The following is a 24,446-nucleotide window of genomic DNA, read 5'->3' as shown; positions in this document are numbered from 1 at the left end:
AATTGATTATAACGAGATGTCTAGTGGGTATCACGATTGAGGGAATAGAAACAACGAGCTTGTCAGCTAGCTTTGACGCTCTCTAAACCATTCTCAATATTACGACGAGTTACGCCGGATGATTGCGCCTGCATTTCTTGCAGCCAATCGCGATGACCTTTCTGCGCGAGTAAGACCACAACGGCTTCGCCCTGCCTGCGATCGCCAATTTTCTTAAGCAAAAAGGCTTTCACGTTATCCGGCAGTGGATGCAGGCTCGATATTTGTCTCAACGACGTCTGAGCCAATACGGGGTTCACGGTGGCCGCGATCATCTGATCGATATCGTGCTGAGTCACGGGAGGGACATCAAGCTTTTGCAGCACTTCTAAACTGTAGCTGTCTGTGCGTCTTAGCCACAGCAAGTTATACAACTTATCGCTGCCAGTAGTGCTTGCCAATGCGGCTAATACAGCATTGTCAGGGCTCCACACAACGTTCTTGTCACCGACGTAAAGCGCCTCAAGTTTGCCAAGAGCCTCAGGGGTTAAGCGTGAAATAAGGCTAACGAGCGCTTCTCGTCGCAAGGTGTAATCCGAGGACGAAAAAGACAGCCACTTCGCCAATGACAGTTGGTCATAGTTAAGCAAGCGACTCGCTTCATCTTCAAGCAGCTTTATTTCCCAGCGGTTCAGCACCCATTTCGCTTCTCCTGCATAGTTAAATGCTGGCATGGTGACCCAATAGCCGTTGCCCTGACTTTTTACCAAATATTTGGGTTGCTGATGACTGATGGTAACGAGAAACTTTTCTCGCTCAGGCGTCATGTCGGAAAAATCCAGGGCGCTACGTGCCAATACCGTCAGCGCTTCTTCGCGTAGCAAAATTGGCATTGAATCAAGATAAGTATTGAGCTGGGTGATCTTATTTTTATCAAAAAGCGCGGTCGCTTTAAGGATGGCAGCTACGGAGTTGGGATCGGCAATATGCGAAGCAACGTCATCGGGAGAAATCGTGATCGCACGAGAAACACCGCCAAAGAAGACGACAAATAATATGATGAGTAGAGCGAGTGAACGTTTCATCCCAGAAATCCTGCACCAGTACATCCCAATCCACTGGCTGAATAATATGCTTGCTCAATTCTGAGGCTGATTCTCATATTTAGCAACCCATATACACCAGTATCTATGCCTTGTTAGGCGGGTATTCAGCGCAATCTTGCCATCATTGCGACGCCCTCTGAAATACCTATCAACCTACGCCATAACTTATTGGGCATGGACGTAAAAATATTCAGGCAAAAAAAAGCACCGCATTAAGCGGTGCCATTTTGTGCATGATGCGACGTTACGATTTCTGACGGCGCATTGCTTCAAAGAACTCTTCGTTGGTTTTGGTCATCGAGAGCTTATCAAGCAGGAATTCCATGCCATCAATTTCGCCCATCGGATGAACAATCTTACGCAGAATCCACATTTTCTGTAGCTCGTCTGATTTAGTCAGAAGCTCTTCACGACGGGTACCAGAGCGGGTGAAGTCGATAGCTGGGAAGACACGCTTCTCTGCAATCTTACGAGATAGGTGCAGTTCCATGTTACCTGTACCTTTAAATTCTTCGTAGATAACTTCATCCATCTTAGAGCCAGTATCAACCAGTGCCGTTGCGATGATGGTCAGGCTTCCGCCCTCTTCAACGTTACGTGCTGCACCGAAGAAACGCTTAGGACGGTGCAATGCGTTAGCATCTACACCACCGGTCAGTACTTTGCCTGAGCTTGGTACCACGGTGTTGTAAGCACGTGCCAGACGCGTAATAGAATCCAGAAGGATAACCACGTCTTTTTTGTGCTCAACTAGGCGTTTTGCTTTTTCGATAACCATTTCCGCAACTTGTACGTGGCGGCTTGCTGGTTCATCAAAGGTAGAAGCAATCACTTCACCTTTAACCAAACGTTGCATTTCGGTCACTTCTTCTGGACGTTCATCGATAAGAAGTACCATCAACTCACACTCAGGGTGGTTGTGGGCAATGCTCTGTGCAATGTTCTGCAGCAAAATGGTTTTACCCGCTTTAGGCGGAGCAACAATTAAACCGCGTTGGCCTTTACCGATTGGCGATGCCAAATCCAGCACACGTGCTGTGATATCTTCGGTTGAGCCGTTACCACGTTCCATCACCATACGCTCGTTCGCGTGCAGTGGCGTCAGGTTTTCAAACAGGATCTTGTTGCGGGCATTATCAGGTTTGTCATGGTTAACTTCGTTCACTTTCAACAGTGCGAAGTAACGCTCGCCGTCTTTCGGCGGACGAATTTTGCCAGAGATGGTATCACCAGTTCGCAGGTTAAAACGGCGAATTTGGCTTGGTGAAACATAGATATCATCTGGGCCAGCAAGGTAAGAGCTGTCTGCGCTGCGCAGGAAGCCGAAACCGTCCTGAAGAATTTCCAGCACGCCGTTCCCAAAAATATCTTCGCCGCCTTTCGCATGTTGCTTCAAAATCGCGAAGATAATGTCTTGTTTACGGAGGCGGGCAAGGTTCTCAAGGCCCATGCTTTCGCCTAAGGCGACCAGCTCAGAAACGGCCTGATTCTTCAGTTCGGTAAGATTCATAGTGGTAGGTGTCTTGTCAGTCAAAGTTGAGGTCTGAATTAGTTTGAATTTAGGAATCACGGATGTGATCAAGAAATGAACAGATGTACACTTTACGTGCAATAAGTTAGCACCAGATCGGGGAACTGTCTAGTTGCTAGAAACAAATAAGCCGTGTCCTGAGCGGTACACGGCTTATTTATCACATTATAGGTTTGCGTCTAAAAACTCTTTCAGTTGAGTTTTTGACAGCGCGCCAACCTTAGTTGCCGCTACACCGCCGTCTTTAAACAGCAATAATGTTGGAATACCACGGATACCAAACTTAGGTGGGGTACCGGCATTTTGGTCGATATTCAATTTACCAATAGTGACTTTCCCTTCGTACTCTTCAGCGATCTCGTCAAGAATCGGCGCGATCATCTTACAAGGACCACACCATTCTGCCCAGAAATCGACCAGTACAGGGCCTGCAGCATTGATAACATCTGCCTCGAAGCTGTCGTCTGTCAGCTGCAAAATCTTGTCGCTCATCTTTCACTCCAATGATTACTTTTTGTCACTGGTGATATACCAACCAGTAAATCATCACACTATTTGAATGTATTCACTATCGTATTGCAAGCCTAAGCTGATATTCTATGCTGATGAAAATGACGCATCTCACAGAGCAAAAATTTGCCGACTTCGGTCTACACGCCGATGTCATCAAAGGTTTGGAAGAAAAAGGGTTTCATAACTGTACCCCTATTCAAGCCTTGGCATTGCCGGTCCTGCTCACCGGCCGAGACATTGCAGGACAAGCCCAAACGGGCACAGGTAAGACACTGGCATTCCTGACTGCGACTTTCCATCACCTGCTGACAACGGAGGCACCCGCCGACCGCAAGAAGAATTGCCCGCGAGCCATTATTATGGCACCGACGCGCGAACTTGCGATCCAGATCTACAACGATGCTGCCCCGTTACTGGCCTCAACCTCACTGACCGCTGGCCTAGCCTACGGCGGTGAAGCGTACGACAAGCAGAAAGAAGTTCTCGAAAACGGCGTTGATATTCTTATCGGCACTTGTGGTCGCATTATCGACTTCTACAAGCAGCGCGTGATCGACCTGAACGCGATTCAAGCCGTGGTGCTTGATGAAGCGGATCGCATGTTCGACCTTGGTTTTATCAAGGACATTCGTTTCTTGTTCCGCCGTATGCCAGCTCCTGCTGAGCGTCAAAACATGCTGTTCTCAGCGACCCTTTCCTACCGTGTGCAGGAATTGGCGTTTGAGCACATGACAAACCCTGAACATGTTGTGGTTGAACCCGATCAAAAAACCGGTCACCGCATTCAAGAAGAATTGTTCTACCCATCGAACAACGACAAGATGCGCCTGCTGCAAACCTTGATCGAAGAAGATTGGCCAGAACGCGCGATTATCTTCGCCAACACCAAGCACCGTTGTGAGCAAATCTGGGGCCATTTGGCTGCCGATGAGCATCGCGCAGGTTTGCTAACTGGTGATGTGCCTCAGAAGAAACGCGTGAAAATCCTTGAAGATTTCACCAAAGGTGACATCGACATTCTGGTTGCTACTGATGTTGCCGCCCGTGGTCTGCACATCCCTCAGGTAACACACGTATTCAACTACGACCTGCCTGATGACAGCGAAGACTATGTACACCGCATTGGTCGCACGGGTCGTGCTGGTGCAAGTGGTCACTCTATCAGCTTCGCGTGTGAAGAATACGCCGTGAACCTGCCAGGAATCGAAGAGTACATCGCTCACGCCATTCCGGTATCTGAATACAATGAAGATGCCCTGATGACCGATCTACCTGCTCCGATCCGCCTGCAACGTCCACGTCAGGTTAACGGCCGTCGTAATACATCAGGCAACAAACCGGGTTCGCAACCGCGTGGCCGTGGTCGTCGTCGTCCGGCGCCGAACAAAGCGTAAAACACTCAGGGGTAACACAGCATGGATACCGCACGTTCGCCCCTGTATGCCGCCATAGACCTCGGTTCGAACAGCTTTCATATGCTGATTGTTCGCGAGGTTCAGGGCAGTGTACAAACGCTGGCAAAAATAAAACGTAAAGTCCGCCTCGCCGCAGGTCTGGATCAAAATCTTCATCTCAGTCGCGACGCCATGCAGCGCGGGTGGGATTGTCTTTCCTTGTTCGCAGAACGCCTACAAGATATTGCCCCTCAAAATATTCGTATTGTCGCGACAGCAGCACTTCGTAGCGCCAAAAACACCGATGTGTTTATTGAAAAAGCCAACCAGATTTTAGGTCACCCGATCACCGTTATCACCGGTGAAGAAGAAGCCTGTACCATCTATCAAGGTGTTGCACACACCTCTGGTGGCAAAGGTAAGCGGTTGGTTGTCGATATCGGCGGTGCCAGCACGGAACTTATCATCGGCGAAGGATTTGATGCTGCGGCCCTCACCAGCCTTGATATGGGTTGTGTTACGTGGCTTGAACAACATTTCAAAGACCGCTCGCTGACAGAAGCCAGCTTTGACCGCGCCATTGAGGGCGCTAAACACGTCCTCGCACCCATTGTTGAGCGCTATCGCTCTCTGGGTTGGGATATCTGCGTGGGTGCCAGCGGCACGGTTCAAGCCCTGCAAGAAATCATGATCGCGCAAGGCATGGATGAGGTGATCACCCTCGCCAAATTGCACAGATTGCGCAAGCAGGCCATTGGATTTGGTCAGGTCGAAGAGCTAGACATTGACGGTTTGACGCTAGAGCGAGCTTTGGTGTTCCCAAGTGGCCTATCGATTCTTATCGCAATCTTTAAGCAATTCGACATTGATTCAATGACACTGGCCGGCGGTGCACTGCGCGAAGGCTTGGTGTATGGAATGATGAATACAATGCAACAGCAAGATATTCGCATCCGTACCATTCAAAGCATACAGTCTCGTTATCAGCTAGACACCGAGCACGCTAACAACGTCGCTAGCATAGCTACCAACCTGCTGCGTCAATGTGGTGATGAATGGGTTGTTGAACCAATCGCTGAAGACATGTTGAACTCTGCAGCCGAGCTGTACGAAATCGGTATGAGCATTGGTTTCAAAAAAGACGGTGAACACGCCGCTTATTTGATCAAAAACCTCGATTTGCCGGGCTTCACGCAAGCACAGAAACAACTGCTCGCTCAGCTACTTCGTCAGTATCGCGAACAACTGCAACCGATCGGCGCACAAAGCGCGTTATCGGCCACCAGCGCCAATCGCATCCTACGGATACTACGATTGGCTATCATTCTGTGTCACCGTCGTGATAGCCAAGCGCTGCCCATCGTGACGCTCAACGCAGAAAACGATGCGCTGAATCTAACACTGCCCAATGGATGGGAAGCAAATAACCCACTCATGTCTGCAGAGTTAGCACTGGAAGCCGAGCGTCAATGCGACCAACATTGGCCTTTGACCATCGTCTAGCCAAATTTGAAACATAAAAAAGCACGGCAATAATTGCCGTGCTTTTTTTGTGGCATAGAGTGTGGTTACAGAGTCAAAACAATCTGCGCCGACACACCATAGTTATTGTCTTCACCGTAGTACGCGCCTAGGTCAAAACCAAATGCACCAAACGGTTTAAAGCCAACACCCGCAGTCACAGTATCTTGTGCATAATCAGTTAGGCTAAGGCTGTAACCTGCACGAACCTGCGCCCAATCCCACGCATTGAGTTCCGCACCGACGCGAGCAAACTGAGTCTCATGCTCTACTTCCTTGAAATAGCGCGTTGCAGAAATATCGTAATCCGCCGCCACAGTCAGTAGTCGCGAGTTAAACGCAATGCCTGCAGTGTACTTTGGTTCAACCAAGAACGTAGCCTGAGTGCCATAGCTAACATTGGTTTCAAGCTCTTGCGCAAAAATATTCTTCGCAGCCAAGCCCAATGTTAAGTACTGAGTTGGCATATAACTGATGCCCATGTCAGCGTTAAACACGGTTGCCTCTTGGTACTCAGAACCCAAATCGACGTCATCTTCTTCAAAGCCTGAAACGGTGTTCTTGTAGTTCAACGCCACGATGTGCTGCGCTTTCGGTGTCACACCGACTGACACTCGCTGTCCTTGGAAAGGCAGGTCGAATGCGCGAGCCATCGCAATACCCACATCAACCGTCCCGCCGATCAAACCATGCACTGTTGACTGCATGTTTTCACTATCCGGAGTGCCAACTAAATCACTATCAACAACATCAGTCATCGCGATCGTAGCCACGTTTGCTTTAGCAAACATGTTCATACTCAAATACTTGTTTGGAATGGCAACCGCAATGCCAACGCTAGTATCAACACTCAATGAGCCATTATCCAGTTCGCGAAGTGCCGCACGCCATTCGTCTTGCAGGTTTTGATCCTGATTGTTGTATTCCAGCTCTTCATCAATTTGTTGGAAATGATCAATCTTGTTATACAAATCATCACTGTCATGTGCGCCCAAATTGACACCCAACAGCAGGCCAAAGTCATCTGAGCCCGTAAAGTTCACCGTCTGAGCAGGGTTATGGAAAGCCGCCATCAAATAATTTGAAGACGCTACGCCTGTCCCGCCCATTGCTGTTGAGCGAGCATCAGCAGCGCCAAAAGCCAGCGCTTGGGAAGATACAGATGCCATGAGCACTGCCAGTGAAACGTTTGTCATTTTCATTTATTTTATTTCTCTACATTCTCTAAATGCAACATTTAATACTTTATTGGCTTGCAATAAAAACTGTGGATTTTTTTATACAAAATAATAATTACTGGCACATGAAATATTTCCATAAGCTACAAAATCATGATGCATACGTTCCATTAACGGCAGGAATATAAACAATAAGTGAATCAATATCACTAAATTCCACAATCTCTCATAAACAAAACAAGGATCACGCATCCATAAAAATATGCATTTACAGAGCCTAATCTTAAAAGCATAATCTGCCGACTTTTTGCTCTAAGAAAAATTAAATAAAATATACATGTCTATATTTCAAACTAAGAAAGCAGCACTGGCTGTAGCAATTTCTTCTGCGCTGATCCTTTCAGCGTGTGGTGGCGGTGATAATAGCGGCGCACCAGGCGGCGGCAATATTGGTGGCGGTGACGGCGGTGGCGTAACTCAGCCAGGTGGCGTGATCATTACTGCAATGGATGGTTACTTTCTGAATGCAGCCGTATTCGTCGATCGCAATAACAACGGCATATTGGATAGCACAGAAGCTGTTCTAGGTCTTACCGATGCGAAAGGCCAAGTAAAACTGACTAAAGAACCTGAAGGTACTTTGGCTATCCAAACCATCGTACCAAACGGTCAAATTCAACAAGCGCTTATTGAACTAGACCCTGCAAAATATGCAGGTAAATACACAGTTGATATGGACCATCCATCTCAACCGATGGAACACGAAGTCGTTCTTCGTTCACCAAATAAAGGCGAAGATAAGGTCACTATTTCGCCTCTAACTGATCTGGTTATGATTCATGCGGGCGAGAATCCAGATGCGGCATCAATCGCAGCGGCTGAACAAAAAGTAGCTACGCAACTGAATATCGAAGATGTATACGTCAACTACATCGAAACAGAAAACAAAGAACTGCACAAAACCGCACAGATTCTGACTGAAACGAAAGCTACTGATAGCAACTACGCTGAGAAAGTAGAAGAGATCGTTGAAGAGGCGCTGACTGTTGTTGGTGACATGACCGCGGAAGAAGTTAAAGACCCAGACTTCAAACCAGTGGTTGATGGTGACATCTCTACCCCACCAGTTGTTGACTACAAGACTGTTGTAATTGAACAAACAGCAAACGCAATTCAGTCCGAACTGAACACGTTCAACGTTGACCTGCAAACTTCTGCTCCTGCAGAAGGCATCTCGGTATCGGCTGACATTACCACCCTGTTCCAAGACAAAGACATTAAGAACGATGCAGGTGAGCCAATGCCTTTCGCATCAACTGACATGACGTTAGATGCGACGCAACTGGTTGCGGCAGGCATCGAAGTGAAATTTGAAAACAACCAACTGGTTGTAAGCTTGGCACCAAACACCAAGCCAACCAAAGCGGGTGTGTTCAACGTAGAAATCACCTTGAATGCGCAGGACAAAGTGGCAGAAACCACCGCAATTTTCACTGTAAAAGTCGAAAAAGGCGTAGCGAAACCACCTGTTGCAGACCAAGCTGTTATTGACAGCCTGCAAAATGAAATCAGCGCATGGAACATTACTCAGGGTGAAGCATTCTTTGGCCCGCTGGATTACTCAACATTTCAGAGCATTTTTGAAAGCAGTGTTGAGGTAACATTCGGTACGGATGCAAGAACCAATGGTCTAGATTTCATCTACCAAGGTGCAAGCCGTAATTTAGCCAAGTTTGGTTTAGCCGGCATCCCACTTAACGCTGCGGCAGCTGGCGAATACCGCATTTGGATTGAAGGCAAAGCAGACAATGGCTTAGCGGTACTGCTGACATTGGAGCTTCCAAAGATCAACACAGCGCCAGAAGTAATTCCACCACCACCGGAAGACAACGCTCCGAAGTTCAAACCAGAACACTTTGAGAAAGGTGGCGTTTGGCGCATGGGTTCATTCAACGCTGGTGACAGCGAAGTTGGTTATGCTTCAATGCGCGACACCAACGGCGCATTCGAATTTTGTTGGGGATCGGATGCTTCACTAAGCGATGATGGCTGGTCACACGCACTGTCAACACTAGACCAGAACAAACCAGCCAACGATGCACAACTGCAATGTGATCCAGTAGCACTGAATGAAGATGGCACCATCGAATACACCAATGGCCAAATGGGCGCATTTAAGCTGGCTTACGAACACAAAGTAAATGGTGAATATAAACTACTGTTTACCGTTGACCGTGGCTTGTTCTGGTTAGATTCTGCAGCAGAAAACTTCGAATTCAGTCTAAGCGTTCCTGTGGTTGATGGCTTTGAAGAATTGACCCTGTCTGACGACAACACCAGCCGTGAAGGCATTGAAACCATGCTTGCAGTCAGCCGCTTCGCAGCCAACGGTACCGTTGAAATGTTCGATGCTGACCACCCGCAAGATACTCTTTCTGCAACCTGGGAGACAATGACCGACGGTTCTGGTGACAGCTTAATGCTGAGCGAGCAACAAGACAGTGGCATCGTTGAACGCGAGATTTTCTACGTTCGTGATTTCGGTGACGTTACTGTTTCCATCGAAGACAAACATGCTGACGACAACCATGCAGCCTTCACGTTGAAGTCTCAAAATGAAACTCTGCTACGCGCAATCAAAGAAGCATGGCAGCCAGGTCCACCAAAACCAACAACGCCAGCCACTGAGTTTGAAAACAAGGTATGGTTCACTACGGAGCATGGCAGCAATGGCGAATTCAATAACTCAGTGACGTGGTGTGATAGCTCATATTTCGCCAATGGTATTGCATACAGTAATATCCGCACGTCAGCAAATCGTACTACTTGCTCGGATTACAATGCAGACCCAAGCAGCTTCGAAGTTTACGGCTCTTATGAGGTTGATGGTCCATACCTCAAGATCACCGTAACCAATGACAGCACGGGTGAAGCACCTGAAACGACGCAATACTCATTTGCACCAGTTGCTGCGCAAATTCCAGGTGGCAAAATGGTCACCGCGTGGGGTGAGCGCTATGCATATTTCACAGATAAAGCGGCTGCCGAAAGACGTCTAAATGCTAAGAGTAGTGATGCACCTGAAATCCGCGACCTACCAATGGAGCTGCCAAACTTAGAAAGCGATACCTATTCAACAGGCACAATGTCTGCGCGTATTCGTAACGGCCAATTTGGTTTTAGCATTGACCAAGCTACTGGTCGAAGCTTTACATGTGAAGAGTTCGAAGAGTTCTACGAGGCTATGCATGTTACAGATGGACAAAACTACATCTCTAGTACATGCCAAAACTCGGTCAGTAACAATTTGACGCATGCGAGCTTTAGCTTCCATGACACTCCAGAAACAGGTGTGCAATACAGTTTTATTGCACGAGTAAGAGACCATCAGCAACCGCTTGTTGAAGCCATTAAATACGGCTTAAAAAACTAACGGCTTAATTATTAATTAAAAAAGGCGACCAATCGGTCGCCTTTCTTCTTTCTAAACGCGAACGCTTAGAAGCTCCAAAGCAGCTGAACACCCGCACTGTAGTGCATGGTGTCACCCTCTGGAACCACTGCGTGGTAACGCTTGTCATCAATGGTTACGATCACACCATCACTTTCTTTACGGTTCTCATAGGTCGCAGTCACAAAGCCACCGATACTCACTCCAGGATACACGCGGTAAGCCACAGCGGCCTCTAGTGCTCCACGGTATCCGGTTTCATAGAAAGTTTGTTCTTCTAATCCTGGTGCGGTGTTGGTGGTATAGCTCCAGACAGGCACACCTAAGATTGCACTGAACTTGTAATGCCATGGGCTTTCGTTATGAAGGGTGCCCGTGTCGTACATCACGCCCATATCCAAAAAGATATCCGTTGAGGTTTCTTCCCACGTACTGGAGAAGAACTCATGCTGCCCTTCTGGCAAAGCTTGGAAGCTCTTTTTTCCGTAACGCTTGTGCGTCTGGTAGCTAAACGCAGGGCCACCAACCAAGCGCCATTCTGGCGTCATCTTGTAGTGCAGCAACGCGTTGGTTGAAGCGCGCAAGTATTGGTACTTATTGGTCTGCATCAGGCCGTTGGCGTCATACCAATCTTCCTGTGCATCACCCGGTGAAAATGTTGCCAATGCTTCCAACGAGAAATCAAATGTGTCGTTCACATAATAAAGGCCACCTGTATTAACAACAGGGCTCATTACACTGACTGATGAGCTGATACCCGGATGTTTTTCGTCGTAAGTCACATGCTCAAAACCACCACGAAAATAAGAGTATCCACCCTTCGTTTCTTTCTCACCTGCCACTGCTGCAGGAGCTAACATACCGGTCGCAACAAGCGCCAACGCGGACGCCAATACCGTCTTTTTCATTGTTGTATAATCCAACTGTCGTTTTATTTATATAAATAGAAATTTCAAGAGCGCGGCATTATACAAACTTGCATGGATTTAGATTTAGGAGGCACAAAAAAAGCACGCAAATTGCGTGCTTTTCATTACTGTTTGAACAGTTAAGCGCCAATACCACTGTGGCGCAGCAGCGCATCAGGCGATGGCTCGCGGCCGCGGAAGCGTTTGAACAGCTCCATTGGCTCTTCACTGCCGCCGCGCTCTAGAATATTTTCTAGGAATGACGCGCCAGTTTCGGTGTTGAAAATGCCTTCCTCTTCAAAACGACTGAACGCATCCGACGACAACACTTCTGCCCACAGGTAGCTATAATAGCCCGCGCTGTAACCACCCGCGAAGATATGGCTGAATGAATGCGGGAAGCGATTCCACTCTGGTGATGGCACCACTGAGACTCGGCTTTTCACCTCGGCGAGCGTTTCCAGCACTTTCGCGCCCTCTTCTGGGTCGAAGCGGGTAAACAAGGTGAAATCGAACAATGCAAATTCTAGCTGGCGCAAAATGAACATCGCTGATTGGAAGTTCTTCGCGGCTAACATTTTATCGAGCATGTCTTTTGGCAGTGGCTCTCCGGTTTCAAAGTGACCTGAAATGAACGCTAGCGCTTCTTCTTGCCAGCACCAGTTTTCTAGAAACTGACTTGGCAGCTCTACCGCATCCCAAGGTACGCCGTTAATACCGGATACTGATGATTCATCCACTTGGGTGAGCATGTGGTGAATGCCATGACCAAACTCATGGAACAAAGTGACCACTTCATCATGCGTGAACAACGCTGGCTTGCCACCGATAGGCTTATTGAAGTTACACGTTAGGTATGCGACAGGAGTTTGAAGCTCACCCGATTGGGTAATGCGGCGACCGCGGCAATCGTCCATCCATGCGCCACCACGTTTGTGTTCACGCGCATACAGGTCCAAATAGAAGCTACCACGCAGCTCGCCTTTGCCATCGAAGATATCGTAAAACGATACCGACTCGTGCCAAACGTCCACACCTTCACGGTGTTTCACATCCATACCAAATACACGCTTAAGCACTTCGAATAGACCGGCGACCACTTTGTTTTCAGGGAAGTAAGGGCGAAGCTCTTCGTCTGAAATGCTGTATTGGTGTTGCTTAAGTTTCTCGGAATAGTAAGCCACATCCCAAGGCTCAAGTGCGTCAACGCCAAAGCTCTCTTTCGCGAATTGTGCCAACGCTTGGAAATCTTGCTCGCCTTGTGGGCGCGCTTTGTCGACAAGCTCATTAAGGAAGGTCAATACCTGATCGGTCGATGCTGCCATTTTGGTGGCCAACGACAGCTCGCTATAGCTAGCAAAACCAAGTAGGCGAGATATCTCACTTTTCAGCAGCAAGGTTTCGCTGATGAGATCAGTGTTGTCCCACTTACCCGCAGTCGGTCCGCGATCTGATGCACGCGTGGTGTAGGCTTGGTACATCTCTGCGCGAAGTTCACGATTATCACAGTACGTCATCACAGGCAGGTAAGACGGAATATCAAGCGTTAGCAGGTAGCCTTCTTGTTCTTTCGCCTCGGCTTGCGCTTGTGCAGCCGCCAGTGCTGATTCAGGCATGCCCGCAAGCTCGTTCACATCCGTGACTTGTTTGCTCCAGCCCATCGTGGCATCAAGCACATTGTTTGAAAAGTTAGAGGAAAGCTCAGACAGGCGCTTGCTGATCTCGCCAAATCGATGCTGCTCTTTTTGTGGCAATGCTATGCCTGATAATTCGAAATCACGAAGCGCATCGGTAATGGTTTTTTGCTGCGCTGGCGTCAGAGAATCAAAATCATCACGCGCTTTAATGGCTTTGTACGCATCATATAAAGGCTTGTTTTGACCTACCCATGTTGAGTAATCAGACAGCTCCGGCAGACATGCTTCATAAGCGTCTCGAAGCTCAGGGCTGTTCACCACACCATTCATGTGTCCGATAGGTGACCAAATACGGCTGAGCCTGTCGTCACTCTCGGCAAGCGGCACACAAATGTTGTCCCAGCTTGGATCTGTGTTGTTTTCCAACACCGCTTCTATCGCGGAGCGGCAATCAGCGATAGCTTGCTCAACGGCTGGTTGAACGTGCTCTGGCTTAATGGCAGAAAAGGGAGGCAAATCGGTAAACGACAGCAACGGGTTGGACATGATCAATTCCTTTATCTCTTTCTCAATGCTCTAGTTATGATGGCAAACGAACGGGTTTTCAATGCTGATGCTACATATATACCCAAGCAACCCGAATTAGCTGGTTTCAGCGATAAGTGAATGACATCATGATCGCAACTTTTTCCTTCATTCTTTTAAAAGCCTTTTAGGCGCATTCTTATAGTACGCTCGCCCTTCGGGAGCTCGTCAGCATGCCCACTACTTCGTCAAATTCACATCAAATAGCCTGCTATTATTCTGGAAATTTGTCTCGCATTGGACACGCTAACGCACTCTGAAATCCAGCCCCTCCGGGCCGCTTGGGTATTACGCCTCAATAAGCGATAATGCTCGCTACTTTTGTCCGTTTTCATTCAGGTCTATCATGCTCAGTTATCGCCACAGCTTCCACGCAGGCAACCATGCCGATGTGGTTAAACACATTGTTCAGAGCCTTATCATTGAATCTCTTAAACAAAAAGATAAAGCCTTTGTGTATCACGATACCCATAGTGGTGCGGGGCGTTACGACCTCGCCGATGAGCATGCTGAAAAGACTGGCGAATACAAAGAAGGTATCGGCCTGCTTTGGGATTGCCAAGACATACCAGACGCCATTGCACCGTACATTGGTGCAATCCGTAATGTGAATAATGGTGATGAGCTGCGCTTCTACCCTGGCTCACCAAAGGTAGGCAGAACATTAATGCGCGACCAAGACCGCGCAATGTTTACTGAACTTCACCCGACAGATTTCCCTCTGTTGCTACAAGAGTTTCGTGGCGACCGTCAGGTGAAAATGTTCAAAGAGGATGGCTACGCACGTTTGAAAGCCAGCCTTCCGCCAAAAGAGCGTCGTGGCGTGGTGTTAATTGACCCACCTTATGAGCTAAAACACGAATACCAAGACGTGGTTGATGCCATTGAAGAAAGCGTTGCGCGCTGGGCGACTGGCACTTATGCAATTTGGTATCCGGTGGTGTATCGTAAAAATATCGACTTGATCACCCGTGGCTTGGAAAAGCTCGGCATTCGTAAAATTCTTCAAATCGAATTGGGCGTTGCACCCGATTCCGAAGAGCGCGGCATGACGGCGTCAGGCATGATTGTGGTCAACCCGCCTTGGACGCTTGAAGCGCAGATGAAAGAAATTCTACCGTGGTTGCAAAGTAAAATTGCACCCGCGACAGGTCATCAGTTTGTAGAATGGATTGTACCTGAGTAACAATCAGCGCCCATCGGGTCTGTTAGTATTGGGAAATATTGGATTGCCGCTATCAATGCGGAAATAAGAATAATCACATGGAGAATAAAATGGCCAAGCATTTTGATTACATCTGTATCGGTGGTGGTAGTGGTGGTATTGCATCGGCTAACCGAGCGGCAATGTATGGTGCAAAGGTAGCAATTGTTGAAGCGCGCCACTTGGGCGGCACTTGCGTAAACGTAGGCTGTGTACCTAAAAAAGTGATGTGGCATGGCGCTCAAGTTGCTGAAGCGATCAAACTGTATGGCCCTGACTATGGTTTTGATACCACAGTGAACAAATTCGACTGGGGAAAACTGGTCGAAAACCGTGAAGCCTACATTGGACGTATTCACACTTCTTACGAAAACGTATTGGGCAAAAACAACATTGAAGTCATCAACGGCTTCGCTAAATTTGTTGACGCAAAAACCGTAGAAGTGAACGGCGAGCACTACACCGCAGACAATATCTTGATTGCTGTAGGTGGCGAGCCAACCATTCCGAACGTACCAGGTGCTGAGCACGGTATCGATTCAAACGGTTTCTTTGAACTGACTGAGCAGCCAAAGCGTGTTGCCGTTGTCGGTGCAGGTTACATCGCAGTTGAAATCGCGGGTGTTTTGAATGCACTGGGTACTGAAACCCACCTGTTCGTTCGCAAAGAATCACCGCTTCGTACCTTCGATCCAATGATTATCGATACCTTGGTGGAAGTGATGGAAGCAGAGGGCCCTCGCCTTCATAACCACTCAACGCCAAAAGAAGTCGTGAAAGAAGCCGATGGCTCTGTGACTCTTCACTTTGAAAATGGCACATCGCACAACACCGATGTGTTGATTTGGGCGATTGGTCGTAACCCAACCACCAGCAAAATCAACTTGGAAGCGACAGGTGTTGAAACCAATGATCGCGGCTACATCAAAGTTGATGAGTTCCAGAACACCAACGTGGCTGGCATCTACTGTGTGGGTGACATCATGGAAGGTGGTGTTGAGCTAACGCCTGTGGCAGTTAAAGCAGGTCGTCAGCTTTCTGAGCGTCTGTTCAACGGTAAAACCAACGCCAAGATGGATTACACGCTGATCCCAACCGTGGTATTCAGCCACCCACCTATCGGCACCATTGGCCTGACAGAGCAAGAAGCGAAAGCGCAATACGGCGAAGACAACGTCAAGGTGTACGGTTCTGGCTTCACCGCCATGTACACCGCGGTGACACAACACCGTCAACCTTGCCGCATGAAACTTATCTGTGCAGGTGAAGAAGAAACGGTTGTTGGTCTTCACGGTATCGGCTTCGCCGTTGACGAGATGATTCAAGGTTTCGGCGTTGCAATGAAGATGGGCGCAACCAAAGCAGACTTCGACAGCGTTGTGGCTATCCACCCGACGGGCTCAGAAGAGTTTGTGACCATGAGATAATTGGCACAGCCAACAAAATTCAGCCCTGCTAGTAAATAACTAGCGGGGCTTTTTTATGCCCTCACAATCATGACAATCGCTAGATCACTCACACAGCACATTCAATGTCAGCGTGTCTGATATCGCCACAAATGCCATATCCAGCTTGATGTCGTAAACATTGCCATTGCTCAGCCAGTAAGGAATGGTTGCGGGGAGTTGCGTTTGCGCGCCTTTTCGTTCTGAGGCTCGCCTTAATGATGATTCTGCTACCAGACGTTTGCCTGATTGCTGGCAGGCTTTCTTAGCGTCTGAATACGTCGCTCTCCACCAGTCACGCTGATGAGTGGTGTATCGAGCATCATTACCTTTTGGTTTTGGAGTCCAAAGCCCTAACACAGGGTCAAGCTTTCGCGCTGCCTTGTTTCGTTGAACCGAAGCGGTTGATGCCGTTTTGGACGAACTCGCCGTCGCCGAAGCAGCTTTGCCGCGATTGGCGGTGATTTGTCGAACAAACGCATCAGACGTTACCGCCTCTTGTCGAATCTTGTTGCGTATTTCATTGGCATCACGAAATGTGGAATAAGGGCCAAGCAAACAGCGATACCCTGGATTTTCGGGTCTGAAAACCCAATCAGTCGTGTTGTCGATGTGCTTTTTGATGTGTTGCTGGAAAGCTAACGTTGGCAATTCATCAACAATACCGCACTGCACCCAGAACTCACCGATTGGCTCTGAAGGCTTGTTGTTCCATAAGCCTTTGCCAATGGGGCAATGCTTGGAAACAATGTTCATACCTTGCTGAATGTGTTGAATGGGGCATGTTTCAGTGCCATGAACACCCATGGCGAAAAGTAAACTCATTACCACTAAAGCATGTTTCACAACTTGCGCTACCACTCCAACACCAGCCGTGTTTTTGTTTGTCTCGCATCCATCTTCTGACCTCTACCTCTCGCAGCAATGTGCGTCGTGGATTTATCGACACATTGTAGAGGGCAAGATCAAAATTGAGATATTTGTTGATAGTTTCTACAGCGGATTTCACAACATGCCAATGCGACGCCACATTGGGTTTACGATTTATGTTCCTAGATAGCGCTTACTCACACAAAACAAGCAGCGAAGACTCCTCTGATAATGGCATGGGAACCATCATGGTTGAATCAAATGCATGTTGCTCTGCCACCCAAAAAGGCAGACGCGTTGGCAGCAGCGCTTTCTTCTCTGGGTTTTCAGCAATGGCTCTTAGCGTCGAGAGCGACACCAATTTCATCCTGTCATTCTCACAGGCCAAGGTCGCTTCTTGTAACGTTGCTCGCCACCAAACGTAATCTCCATTTTTAAAGCTACGTTCGTCCGATGTTGGTTTTGGGCTTTTGGTATTCGCAATCTCAAAGTAGTCACGCTTAAGCGCAATGACGGGCTCTGGCTTTGTTTTCTGAGTCGAGGAGGTATGCATTTGTACAGGAACAGCGGTGTCCGGCAGCATCGCATCGCGAATGAACGCACCAGAAAACGCGGGTTTCTGGCGCAATGCATCTCGGGCCGTGAGTGCGTTAGCATACTTATCAAAGGGACCGACTAGGCATCGGTACTGATTGCCTTCTTGACGAAACACGATGGCTTCTTTGTCGATTGAATCGGGCAGCATTTTGACAAAAGATGGTTCAGGCAGCTTGTTTATTAACCCACACTGCACCCAAAAAGCCCCTGACGTATTCTCAGGCGTTCTCCCCCACAGGCCTTTACCTATCGGGCAAGATTGCTTTACAACGTTCCAATCATTTTGAATGGAGGAGCTACAGTCTGTCTCTGCCGATTGAACGGCATTGCTCGAGAGCAACAGCGTGAATAGCACACCTAAAAAGTGATAATAACTTGGACGCATTACCCTTCCTTAGTGAGGAGTGTTTATTGTTCAATATCTTAGCGTAGTTCGATTTTTGTTTATAAGATCAAATTTTCGTCTAGATAGGGCAACAAAGACTGCCCTATCTATTGGATAATCACCCCTGTTCTTCAACCACAAAACAGGCAATTTGGCGGTCGCTATACGTTTTTAACGCAGGCTGCTCATGAGCACATTTATCAATGGCATGGCGACACCTTGCATTGAACGCGCACCCCTTAGGAGGATTAAGTGGACTAGGTAGCTCACCCGTCAACTTAATGCGCTCTCGGCGATGCTCAGGGTCAAGACGAGGCGTTGCTGACAGTAATGCTTGCGTATAAGGATGTTGAGGATCATTAAACAGCGCCTCAGCAGTGCCCTTTTCGACACAGCGTCCTAGATACATCACCATCACTTCATCTGCAATATGCTCTACCACGGACAGGTCATGAGAAATAAACACGTAAGACAAGCCCAACTCTTGTTGCAAGTCCATCATGAGATTGAGGACTTGCGCTTGAACGGACACATCCAATGCTGAAACAGGCTCATCCGCCACCACAACTTCTGGATTTAGCATCAAGCCACGCGCTATCGCGATACGCTGACGCTGTCCGCCAGAGAACATATGCGGATAACGATCGTAATGTTCCGTTTTGAGGCCGACTTTCGCCATCATTTCCAGCGCGCGTGCTTTACGTTCAGCTTTGTTCAAATCGCTGTTTATTTCCAACGGCTCTTCGAGGATCTGACCAATCTTCTTTCGAGGATTCAGCGATCCATAAGGGTTTTGAAACACAATTTGAATCTTCTGGCGACGAAGTTTATCGGACTCCGGGTCGCGCATTAGAAGATCTTTGCCTTGAAAGTCCAACGTCCCACCCGTAGGCACTTCAATCATGGTTAACAATCGTCCTAACGTGGATTTACCACATCCTGACTCACCAACCACCGCAAGCGTCTTACCACGCTCAAGCGTGAAAGACACACCGTCCAATGCTTTCACTTCAGCATCGGGCTTGAAGATACCTTGCTTCACCGGGTAGTACTTTTTCAAATCCACTGCATTGAGCAGCGGCGCTTGTTGATCACTCATCGCGTTGGCTCTCCCTGCTCATTCAATGGATAGTGGCATTTCACGGCACGCTCAGCTGGGCCCTGAACATCTGGCTCTTGCGAGCGGCATAGGTCTGTCGCATAAGGGCAGCGCGGATTCAGAAGACAGCCCGAAGGCCTGTCAAATAGCCCCGGCACCACACCAGGTAAAGAATCTAAACGATCTTTCCCAGCGGAAGATTCTGGCAACGAGCGCAATAGCGCTTGAGTATAAGGATGCTTAGGCGATCGAAATATCGCGTCAGCAGCCCCCGTTTCGACCACTTGTCCGGCGTACATCACCATGACTTTGTGTGCAGCTTCTGCCACCAGCGCCAAATCATGCGTAATCAGGATCAGCGCCATGTTTTGCTCTTTTTGCAGGTCGAGCAGCAAGTCGATGATTTGTGCCTGAATGGTGACATCCAACGCCGTGGTTGGCTCATCCGCGATCAGCAAACGTGGGTTACACGCTATCGCCATGGCAATCATGACACGCTGGCTCATGCCGCCAGATAATTGATGGGGATAGACTTTAAGGCGTGAGCCGGGATCGGGAATCCCTACAAGGCGCAGCAATTCTTCTGCACGTGCTTTACGCTCTTTTTTCGAGCCCCCTTGGTGTACTTCTAGCGCTTCCATGATTTGGTAGCCCACCGTAAAACAAGGGTTCAAGCTGGTCATTGGGTCTTGGAAAATCATGGAGATCTCCGCCCCTGTCAGCTTTTTACGCTCTTTTTCTGGCATATCGAGCAGGTTCCCTCCCGAAAATGCCACCGACTGCGCGCTTACTCGACCAGGAAAATCGATAAGCCCCATGATGGCCAGTGAACTCACTGACTTACCCGAACCAGACTCACCAACGATGCCAAGGATTTCCCCCTCATCAATGGTGTAGCTAATTTTATCTACCGCTTTGAACGGTGCGCTCTCATCACCAAAATGCACGGAGAGCTGATTTACTTCTAAAATCGCCATCTCACTCTCCTACTTCTTGAGTTTCGGGTCGAGGGCATCGCGTAAGCCATCGCCCATCAAGTTGAACGCAAGTACCGTCACCAAAATCGCAACACCTGGGAAGGTCACCACCCACCATGCTGAGTTAATGAACTGACGTGCATCGGCTAGCATCACGCCCCACTCTGGCGTGGGTGGCTGCGCACCTAAGCCAAGGAATCCTAATGCTGCCATATCCAAAATTGCTGCAGAGAAACCCAAGGTGGCTTGAACAATCAAAGGAGCTAAACAGTTAGGAAGAAGCACTGACACCATCAATCGAAAATGACCAGCGCCTGCTACGCGAGAAGCCGTGACGTAATCTCGATTAATTTCCGACAACACGGAGGCTCGAGTTAAGCGCACATAGTGAGGAAGCGAGACAAACGAGATCGCCAAAGAAGCATTAAATATCGAAGGCCCAAGAATGGCGACAATAGCAATGGCGAGCAGTAAGCTTGGCAATGCCAGCATAATGTCGACCAAGCGCATGATGGCAGTATCCACCATACCACCGAAATAACCGGCAGAAAGGCCAAGAAACACACCTATCACCAGTGAAATCACAACAACCATGCAACCGATAAGCAGCGACAAGCGCGCCCCGTAAATCAAGCGAGAGAGGATATCTCGTCCAACATCGTCAGTGCCCAGAATGTAGCTCCACGATCCCCCTTCAATCCATGCAGGCGGCATTAACAGCGCATCACGGAATTGTTCGGTTGGGTCATGAGGGGCAACCCACGGCGCAAGCGCTGCAATCACGATAACTACCGCAATATAAATCAGCCCAGCTAGCGCGCCCTTGTTCATCGAAAAATATGCCCAGAATTCGGCAAACGGTGTGAGCGGTTGCTTTTCCTGAGGAGGATTGGTGGTTTGTGTTGTATCAGTCATTTTTCACCCCCCTATTTACCGTGTCGAATACGTGGATTTACCACGCCATAGAGAATATCGACGAATAAATTGACCAATATGATGATGGTTGCAACCAGCAAGATGCCGCCCTGAACCACGGGGTAGTCACGACGTCCGATGGATTCAATCAACCATTTGCCAATCCCCGGCCACGCAAAAATGGTTTCCGTCAAAATCGCACCTGATAGCAAAATACCCACCTGCAAGCCAATCACTGTGATCACAGGAATAAGGGCATTACGAAGGCCATGGATAAGAACAACACGCCAAGGCATCAAGCCTTTTGCACGTGCAGTACGAATGTAGTCTTCACCCAATACTTCTAGCATGGAAGAGCGTGTCATACGTGCGATAACAGCCAACGGAATCGTACCTAGCGCGATAGCAGGCAATATGAGGTGATGCACAGCAGCGCCGAATGCGCCCTCTTCACCCGATAGCCAACTGTCTATCAACATGAATCCCGTGACTTCATCCACCCAATAGGTCGCATCATCCATGCGGCCTGAAACTGGCGTGAGATCGAGCCCAATAGAAAAGAACAGAATGAGTAATAGTGCCCACCAGAAAATAGGCATGGAATAGCCAGTCAAAGAGACCGTCATTACAGTATGGTCAACGAAAGTGCCGCGTTTAACGGCCGCGATGACTCCAGCAGGTAAGCCCACCAAAATGGCGAATAGAGCGGCACAGAAAGCCAACTCCATGGTGGCGGGGAAAAGCGTCATAAACTCTTTCAGCACTGGCTCTTTCGTGATCAAGGAATTACCTAAATCACCGTGGAGCAAGTTACCGATATAAATGAAATACTGCTCAAAAAGAGGCTTATCAAGACCCAACTCAGCCATCAGCTGCGCATGGCGTTCGGGTGATACACCGCGCTCACCAGCCATCACTTCGATGGGGTCGCCGGGGATCATTCTGATAAGTGAAAACGTAAGCAGGGTTATGCCGATGAAGGTTGGGATCACCAACCCTAATCGCTTAAGGATAAACTGCAACATACAACGACTCGCTCAAATGCCAGAAAGGCAAACGCGGCTGCAAAATGCAGCCGCATAATTGGAATGGCAATTATTCTTGGATATCTACGCCATAGAAGATGTGACCGCCGAATGGGTCAATTTTGTAGTCTTTCACTTCTTTACGAACAGGTTCGAAGACCACGGAGTGGGCGATAGTTACCCAAGGCGCTTGCTCTTTGAAGACAACTTGCGCTTCTTCATAAAGACGTGTGCGCTCTGCAACATCGGCTGTTTTCTTCGCTTGTTGGATCAGTTCTTCAAACGGTTCGTGACACCACTGGGCACGGTTTGAACCGCCGACACCAGAACAGCCTAGCAATACCGCAAGGAAGTTATCTGGGTCACCGTTATCACCGGTCCAACCAAGCAAGACTGAATCATGCTCACCAGCTTTAGAACGCTTGAGGTACTCACCCCATTCGTAAGTGACGATTTCAGCTTTCACGCCCACTTTTGCCCAGTCAGCCTGAATAACTTCCGCCATACGACGTGCATTAGGGTTGTAAGGACGCTGTACTGGCATTGCCCAGATATTGGTCGTGAAACCCTCTTCCAGACCCGCTTCTTTCAGCAGCGCCTTGGCTTTATCCAGATCGTATGCATAGTCTGTAACGGCATCGTTGTAAGACCAAATCGTTGGTGGGATTGGGTTCTTCGCCGCTTTACCTGCACCTTGGAATACAGCGTCAATGATTGCTTCTTTGTTCACTGCCATGTTTAGAGCTTGGCGAACACGCACATCATCAAACGGTTTCTTTTGAGTATTGAAGCCAAGGTAGCCCACATTCAAACCTTCCTGATTCATCAGGTTCACAGCATCATCAGTGCGCATGCGCTTGAGATCGGCTGGGTTTGGATAAGGCATCACATGACATTCGCCTTTTTGCAGCTTCGCGTAACGTACAGAGGCATCAGGCGTGATCGAAAACACCAAACGATCAATCGGAGCTTTGCCTTCAAAGTATGTTGGATGCGCTAAATAGCGAATGGTGGAATCCTTTTTGTAGCCGGCCAATTTGAAAGGACCTGTACCTGATGGTTCAAAGTCGATTTTCTCTGGCGTACCTGCTTTCAATAGCTGATCAGCTTGTTCCGCTGACATTATGGATGCGAAATCCATGGCAAGGTTAGCGATGAATGGCGCTTCTGGGCGCGAAAGGTTAAAGACAACAGTGTTGTCATCAACTTTCTCGATGGACTTGATCAAGTCACCCATTTCCATAGCGTTGAAGTACTCGTAGGAGCCGCCTGAGATTTTGTGGTACGGGTGACCTTCATCTTTCTGACGCATGAAAGAGAAAATCACGTCATCAGCATTAAAATTACGCGTAGGCGAGAATTCTTTCGTTTTGTGGAACGTCACGCCTTCACGCAATTTAAAGGTGTATTTCATCCCGTCATCAGACACGGTCCAAGATTCTGCCAATCCTGGCCCAATGTTGGTGGTACCGCGTTCAAACTGAACAAGACGATTAAAGATTTGACGTGAACTGGCATCGAAGGTGGTGCCTGACGTGTAAAGCGATGGGTTAAATCCTTCCGGAGAGCCCTCAGAGCAATAAACCAAGGTTTTTGCCTGAACACCGGCAGCCACAGCTGACGCGATCAAAGCTGCGCTCAGCTTCAACATTCCTGTTTTCATCGTTTGGCTCCAATATGATGTGAACAATAATTAATCACACATCATGCTCAGAGGTAAGCGACATGTTTGCCATCCTACGAAGAGTTTTGCGGTGGCTGCTTGTCAGTAGTACTGCAAGCAAACCATGTCGAAAAGCATGAGAGTGACCAGTCAAAAGTTGCGCATTCGATGCGCAATTTGTTGATAAATCAATCTGGCAAAGATTTCACAAAAAATCAACAAAGCAGCACGAAATTCCATACTTTCACTCTCAGTACGCATATTTAGTCAATATAACGCTAGAAGGCAAAGGGGGAGCAAAACGGTAACAAAGAACACAATCAATTGTAAATCATTACCTTATAGTCATCACCACAACAAAAAAAGGGCGATAGCCAAATTTTAACAACAGAATAGAGAGGATAGCGGCCTCAAACGATACAAACCAATTAATGTAGAGATTTTTGAAATATTTATTAGCATT

The 24,446-nt window shown here is 48.3% G+C and carries 18 protein-coding genes; 5 read left to right on the top strand and 13 right to left on the bottom strand.

All coding sequences use genetic code 11. The features are described from left to right. Nucleotides 1-62 precede the first annotated feature (62 nt). The 3 genes from Q365_RS0124060 to trxA all read right to left on the bottom strand — a co-directional run bounded on the left by Q365_RS0124060 (nucleotide 63) and on the right by trxA (nucleotide 3,108). Nucleotides 63-1,064, bottom strand: a complete 1,002-nt coding sequence (locus tag Q365_RS0124060; RefSeq protein ID WP_028025758.1) for a hypothetical protein — start codon at nucleotides 1,062-1,064, stop codon at nucleotides 63-65. Between the two features lie 265 nt (nucleotides 1,065-1,329). Continuing rightward, nucleotides 1,330-2,595, bottom strand: coding sequence for a transcription termination factor Rho (rho, locus tag Q365_RS0124055; protein ID WP_028025757.1), 1,266 nt, complete (start codon nucleotides 2,593-2,595; stop codon nucleotides 1,330-1,332). A 186-nt stretch (nucleotides 2,596-2,781) separates the two neighbouring features. After that, complete coding sequence (gene trxA / locus Q365_RS0124050; RefSeq protein ID WP_028025756.1) at nucleotides 2,782-3,108, bottom strand: thioredoxin TrxA; 327 nt, start codon at nucleotides 3,106-3,108, stop codon at nucleotides 2,782-2,784. Nucleotides 3,109-3,221: 113 nt separating this feature from the next. Between trxA and rhlB the strand changes: the two genes are divergently transcribed. Both rhlB and gppA read left to right on the top strand, forming a co-directional pair. Further along, complete coding sequence (gene rhlB, locus Q365_RS0124045) at nucleotides 3,222-4,523, top strand: ATP-dependent RNA helicase RhlB (protein ID WP_028025755.1); 1,302 nt, start codon at nucleotides 3,222-3,224, stop codon at nucleotides 4,521-4,523. 21 nt (nucleotides 4,524-4,544) lie between these two features. Beyond that, complete coding sequence (gene gppA / locus Q365_RS0124040) at nucleotides 4,545-6,026, top strand: guanosine-5'-triphosphate,3'-diphosphate diphosphatase (protein ID WP_028025754.1); 1,482 nt, start codon at nucleotides 4,545-4,547, stop codon at nucleotides 6,024-6,026. Nucleotides 6,027-6,091: 65 nt separating this feature from the next. Here the strand turns inward: gppA and traF are convergent, their stop codons facing one another. Beyond that, nucleotides 6,092-7,246 (bottom strand): conjugal transfer protein TraF, encoded by a 1,155-nt coding sequence (gene traF / locus Q365_RS0124035; RefSeq protein WP_028025753.1) that lies wholly within the window; start codon nucleotides 7,244-7,246, stop codon nucleotides 6,092-6,094. Nucleotides 7,247-7,559: 313 nt separating this feature from the next. Between traF and Q365_RS0124030 the strand changes: the two genes are divergently transcribed. Continuing rightward, nucleotides 7,560-10,655: a hypothetical protein gene (locus Q365_RS0124030; RefSeq protein WP_028025752.1), complete on the top strand. Its 3,096-nt coding sequence runs from the start codon at nucleotides 7,560-7,562 to the stop codon at nucleotides 10,653-10,655. 65 nt (nucleotides 10,656-10,720) lie between these two features. On the opposite strand, the gene Q365_RS0124025 is transcribed toward Q365_RS0124030, so the two are convergent. Continuing rightward, the gene (locus Q365_RS0124025) at nucleotides 10,721-11,581 is read right to left on the bottom strand and encodes a hypothetical protein (protein WP_051563866.1); all 861 of its coding nucleotides are present in this window, start codon (nucleotides 11,579-11,581) and stop codon (nucleotides 10,721-10,723) included. A gap of 140 nt (nucleotides 11,582-11,721) precedes the next feature. Then, nucleotides 11,722-13,764: an oligopeptidase A gene (gene prlC, locus Q365_RS0124020; protein ID WP_028025750.1), complete on the bottom strand. Its 2,043-nt coding sequence runs from the start codon at nucleotides 13,762-13,764 to the stop codon at nucleotides 11,722-11,724. 385 nt (nucleotides 13,765-14,149) lie between these two features. Here prlC and Q365_RS0124015 point away from each other — a divergent pair, with 385 nt between their 5' ends. Beyond that, nucleotides 14,150-14,989 carry a 23S rRNA (adenine(2030)-N(6))-methyltransferase RlmJ gene (locus Q365_RS0124015; RefSeq protein ID WP_028025749.1) on the top strand — a complete coding sequence of 280 codons (840 nt, stop codon included), beginning with the start codon at nucleotides 14,150-14,152 and terminating at the stop codon, nucleotides 14,987-14,989. 89 nt (nucleotides 14,990-15,078) lie between these two features. Further along, the gene (gorA, locus tag Q365_RS0124010; RefSeq protein ID WP_028025748.1) at nucleotides 15,079-16,434 is read left to right on the top strand and encodes a glutathione-disulfide reductase; all 1,356 of its coding nucleotides are present in this window, start codon (nucleotides 15,079-15,081) and stop codon (nucleotides 16,432-16,434) included. Nucleotides 16,435-16,518: 84 nt separating this feature from the next. Here gorA and Q365_RS0124005 read toward each other — a convergent pair whose 3' ends face one another. From Q365_RS0124005 to Q365_RS0123975, 7 genes are all read right to left on the bottom strand, one after another. Continuing rightward, a complete protein-coding gene (locus tag Q365_RS0124005; RefSeq protein ID WP_028025747.1) occupies nucleotides 16,519-17,313 on the bottom strand; it encodes an SPOR domain-containing protein in 795 nt (264 codons plus the stop codon). A gap of 202 nt (nucleotides 17,314-17,515) precedes the next feature. After that, entirely contained in the window at nucleotides 17,516-18,304 is a 789-nt protein-coding gene (locus Q365_RS0124000; RefSeq protein ID WP_028025746.1) for an SPOR domain-containing protein, read from the bottom strand. Nucleotides 18,305-18,422: 118 nt separating this feature from the next. Then, the gene (locus tag Q365_RS0123995; RefSeq protein WP_028025745.1) at nucleotides 18,423-19,403 is read right to left on the bottom strand and encodes a peptide ABC transporter ATP-binding protein; all 981 of its coding nucleotides are present in this window, start codon (nucleotides 19,401-19,403) and stop codon (nucleotides 18,423-18,425) included. Beyond that, nucleotides 19,400-20,380, bottom strand: a complete 981-nt coding sequence (dppD, locus tag Q365_RS0123990; protein WP_028025744.1) for a dipeptide ABC transporter ATP-binding protein — start codon at nucleotides 20,378-20,380, stop codon at nucleotides 19,400-19,402. The genes Q365_RS0123995 and dppD overlap by 4 nt, the downstream gene beginning before the upstream one ends. A gap of 9 nt (nucleotides 20,381-20,389) precedes the next feature. Beyond that, the gene (dppC, locus tag Q365_RS0123985) at nucleotides 20,390-21,295 is read right to left on the bottom strand and encodes a dipeptide ABC transporter permease DppC (RefSeq protein WP_028025743.1); all 906 of its coding nucleotides are present in this window, start codon (nucleotides 21,293-21,295) and stop codon (nucleotides 20,390-20,392) included. A gap of 11 nt (nucleotides 21,296-21,306) precedes the next feature. Then, entirely contained in the window at nucleotides 21,307-22,320 is a 1,014-nt protein-coding gene (locus Q365_RS0123980) for an ABC transporter permease subunit (protein ID WP_028025742.1), read from the bottom strand. 70 nt (nucleotides 22,321-22,390) lie between these two features. Beyond that, entirely contained in the window at nucleotides 22,391-23,983 is a 1,593-nt protein-coding gene (locus Q365_RS0123975) for an ABC transporter substrate-binding protein (protein WP_028025741.1), read from the bottom strand. Nucleotides 23,984-24,446: the final 463 nt, after the last annotated feature.

The organism is Enterovibrio calviensis DSM 14347 (assembly GCF_000621165.1).
GTDB classification, from domain to species: domain Bacteria; phylum Pseudomonadota; class Gammaproteobacteria; order Enterobacterales; family Vibrionaceae; genus Enterovibrio; species Enterovibrio calviensis.
Note: the sequence above shows the minus strand (reverse complement) of the source record. Positions and strands in the feature narration are given on the sequence as shown.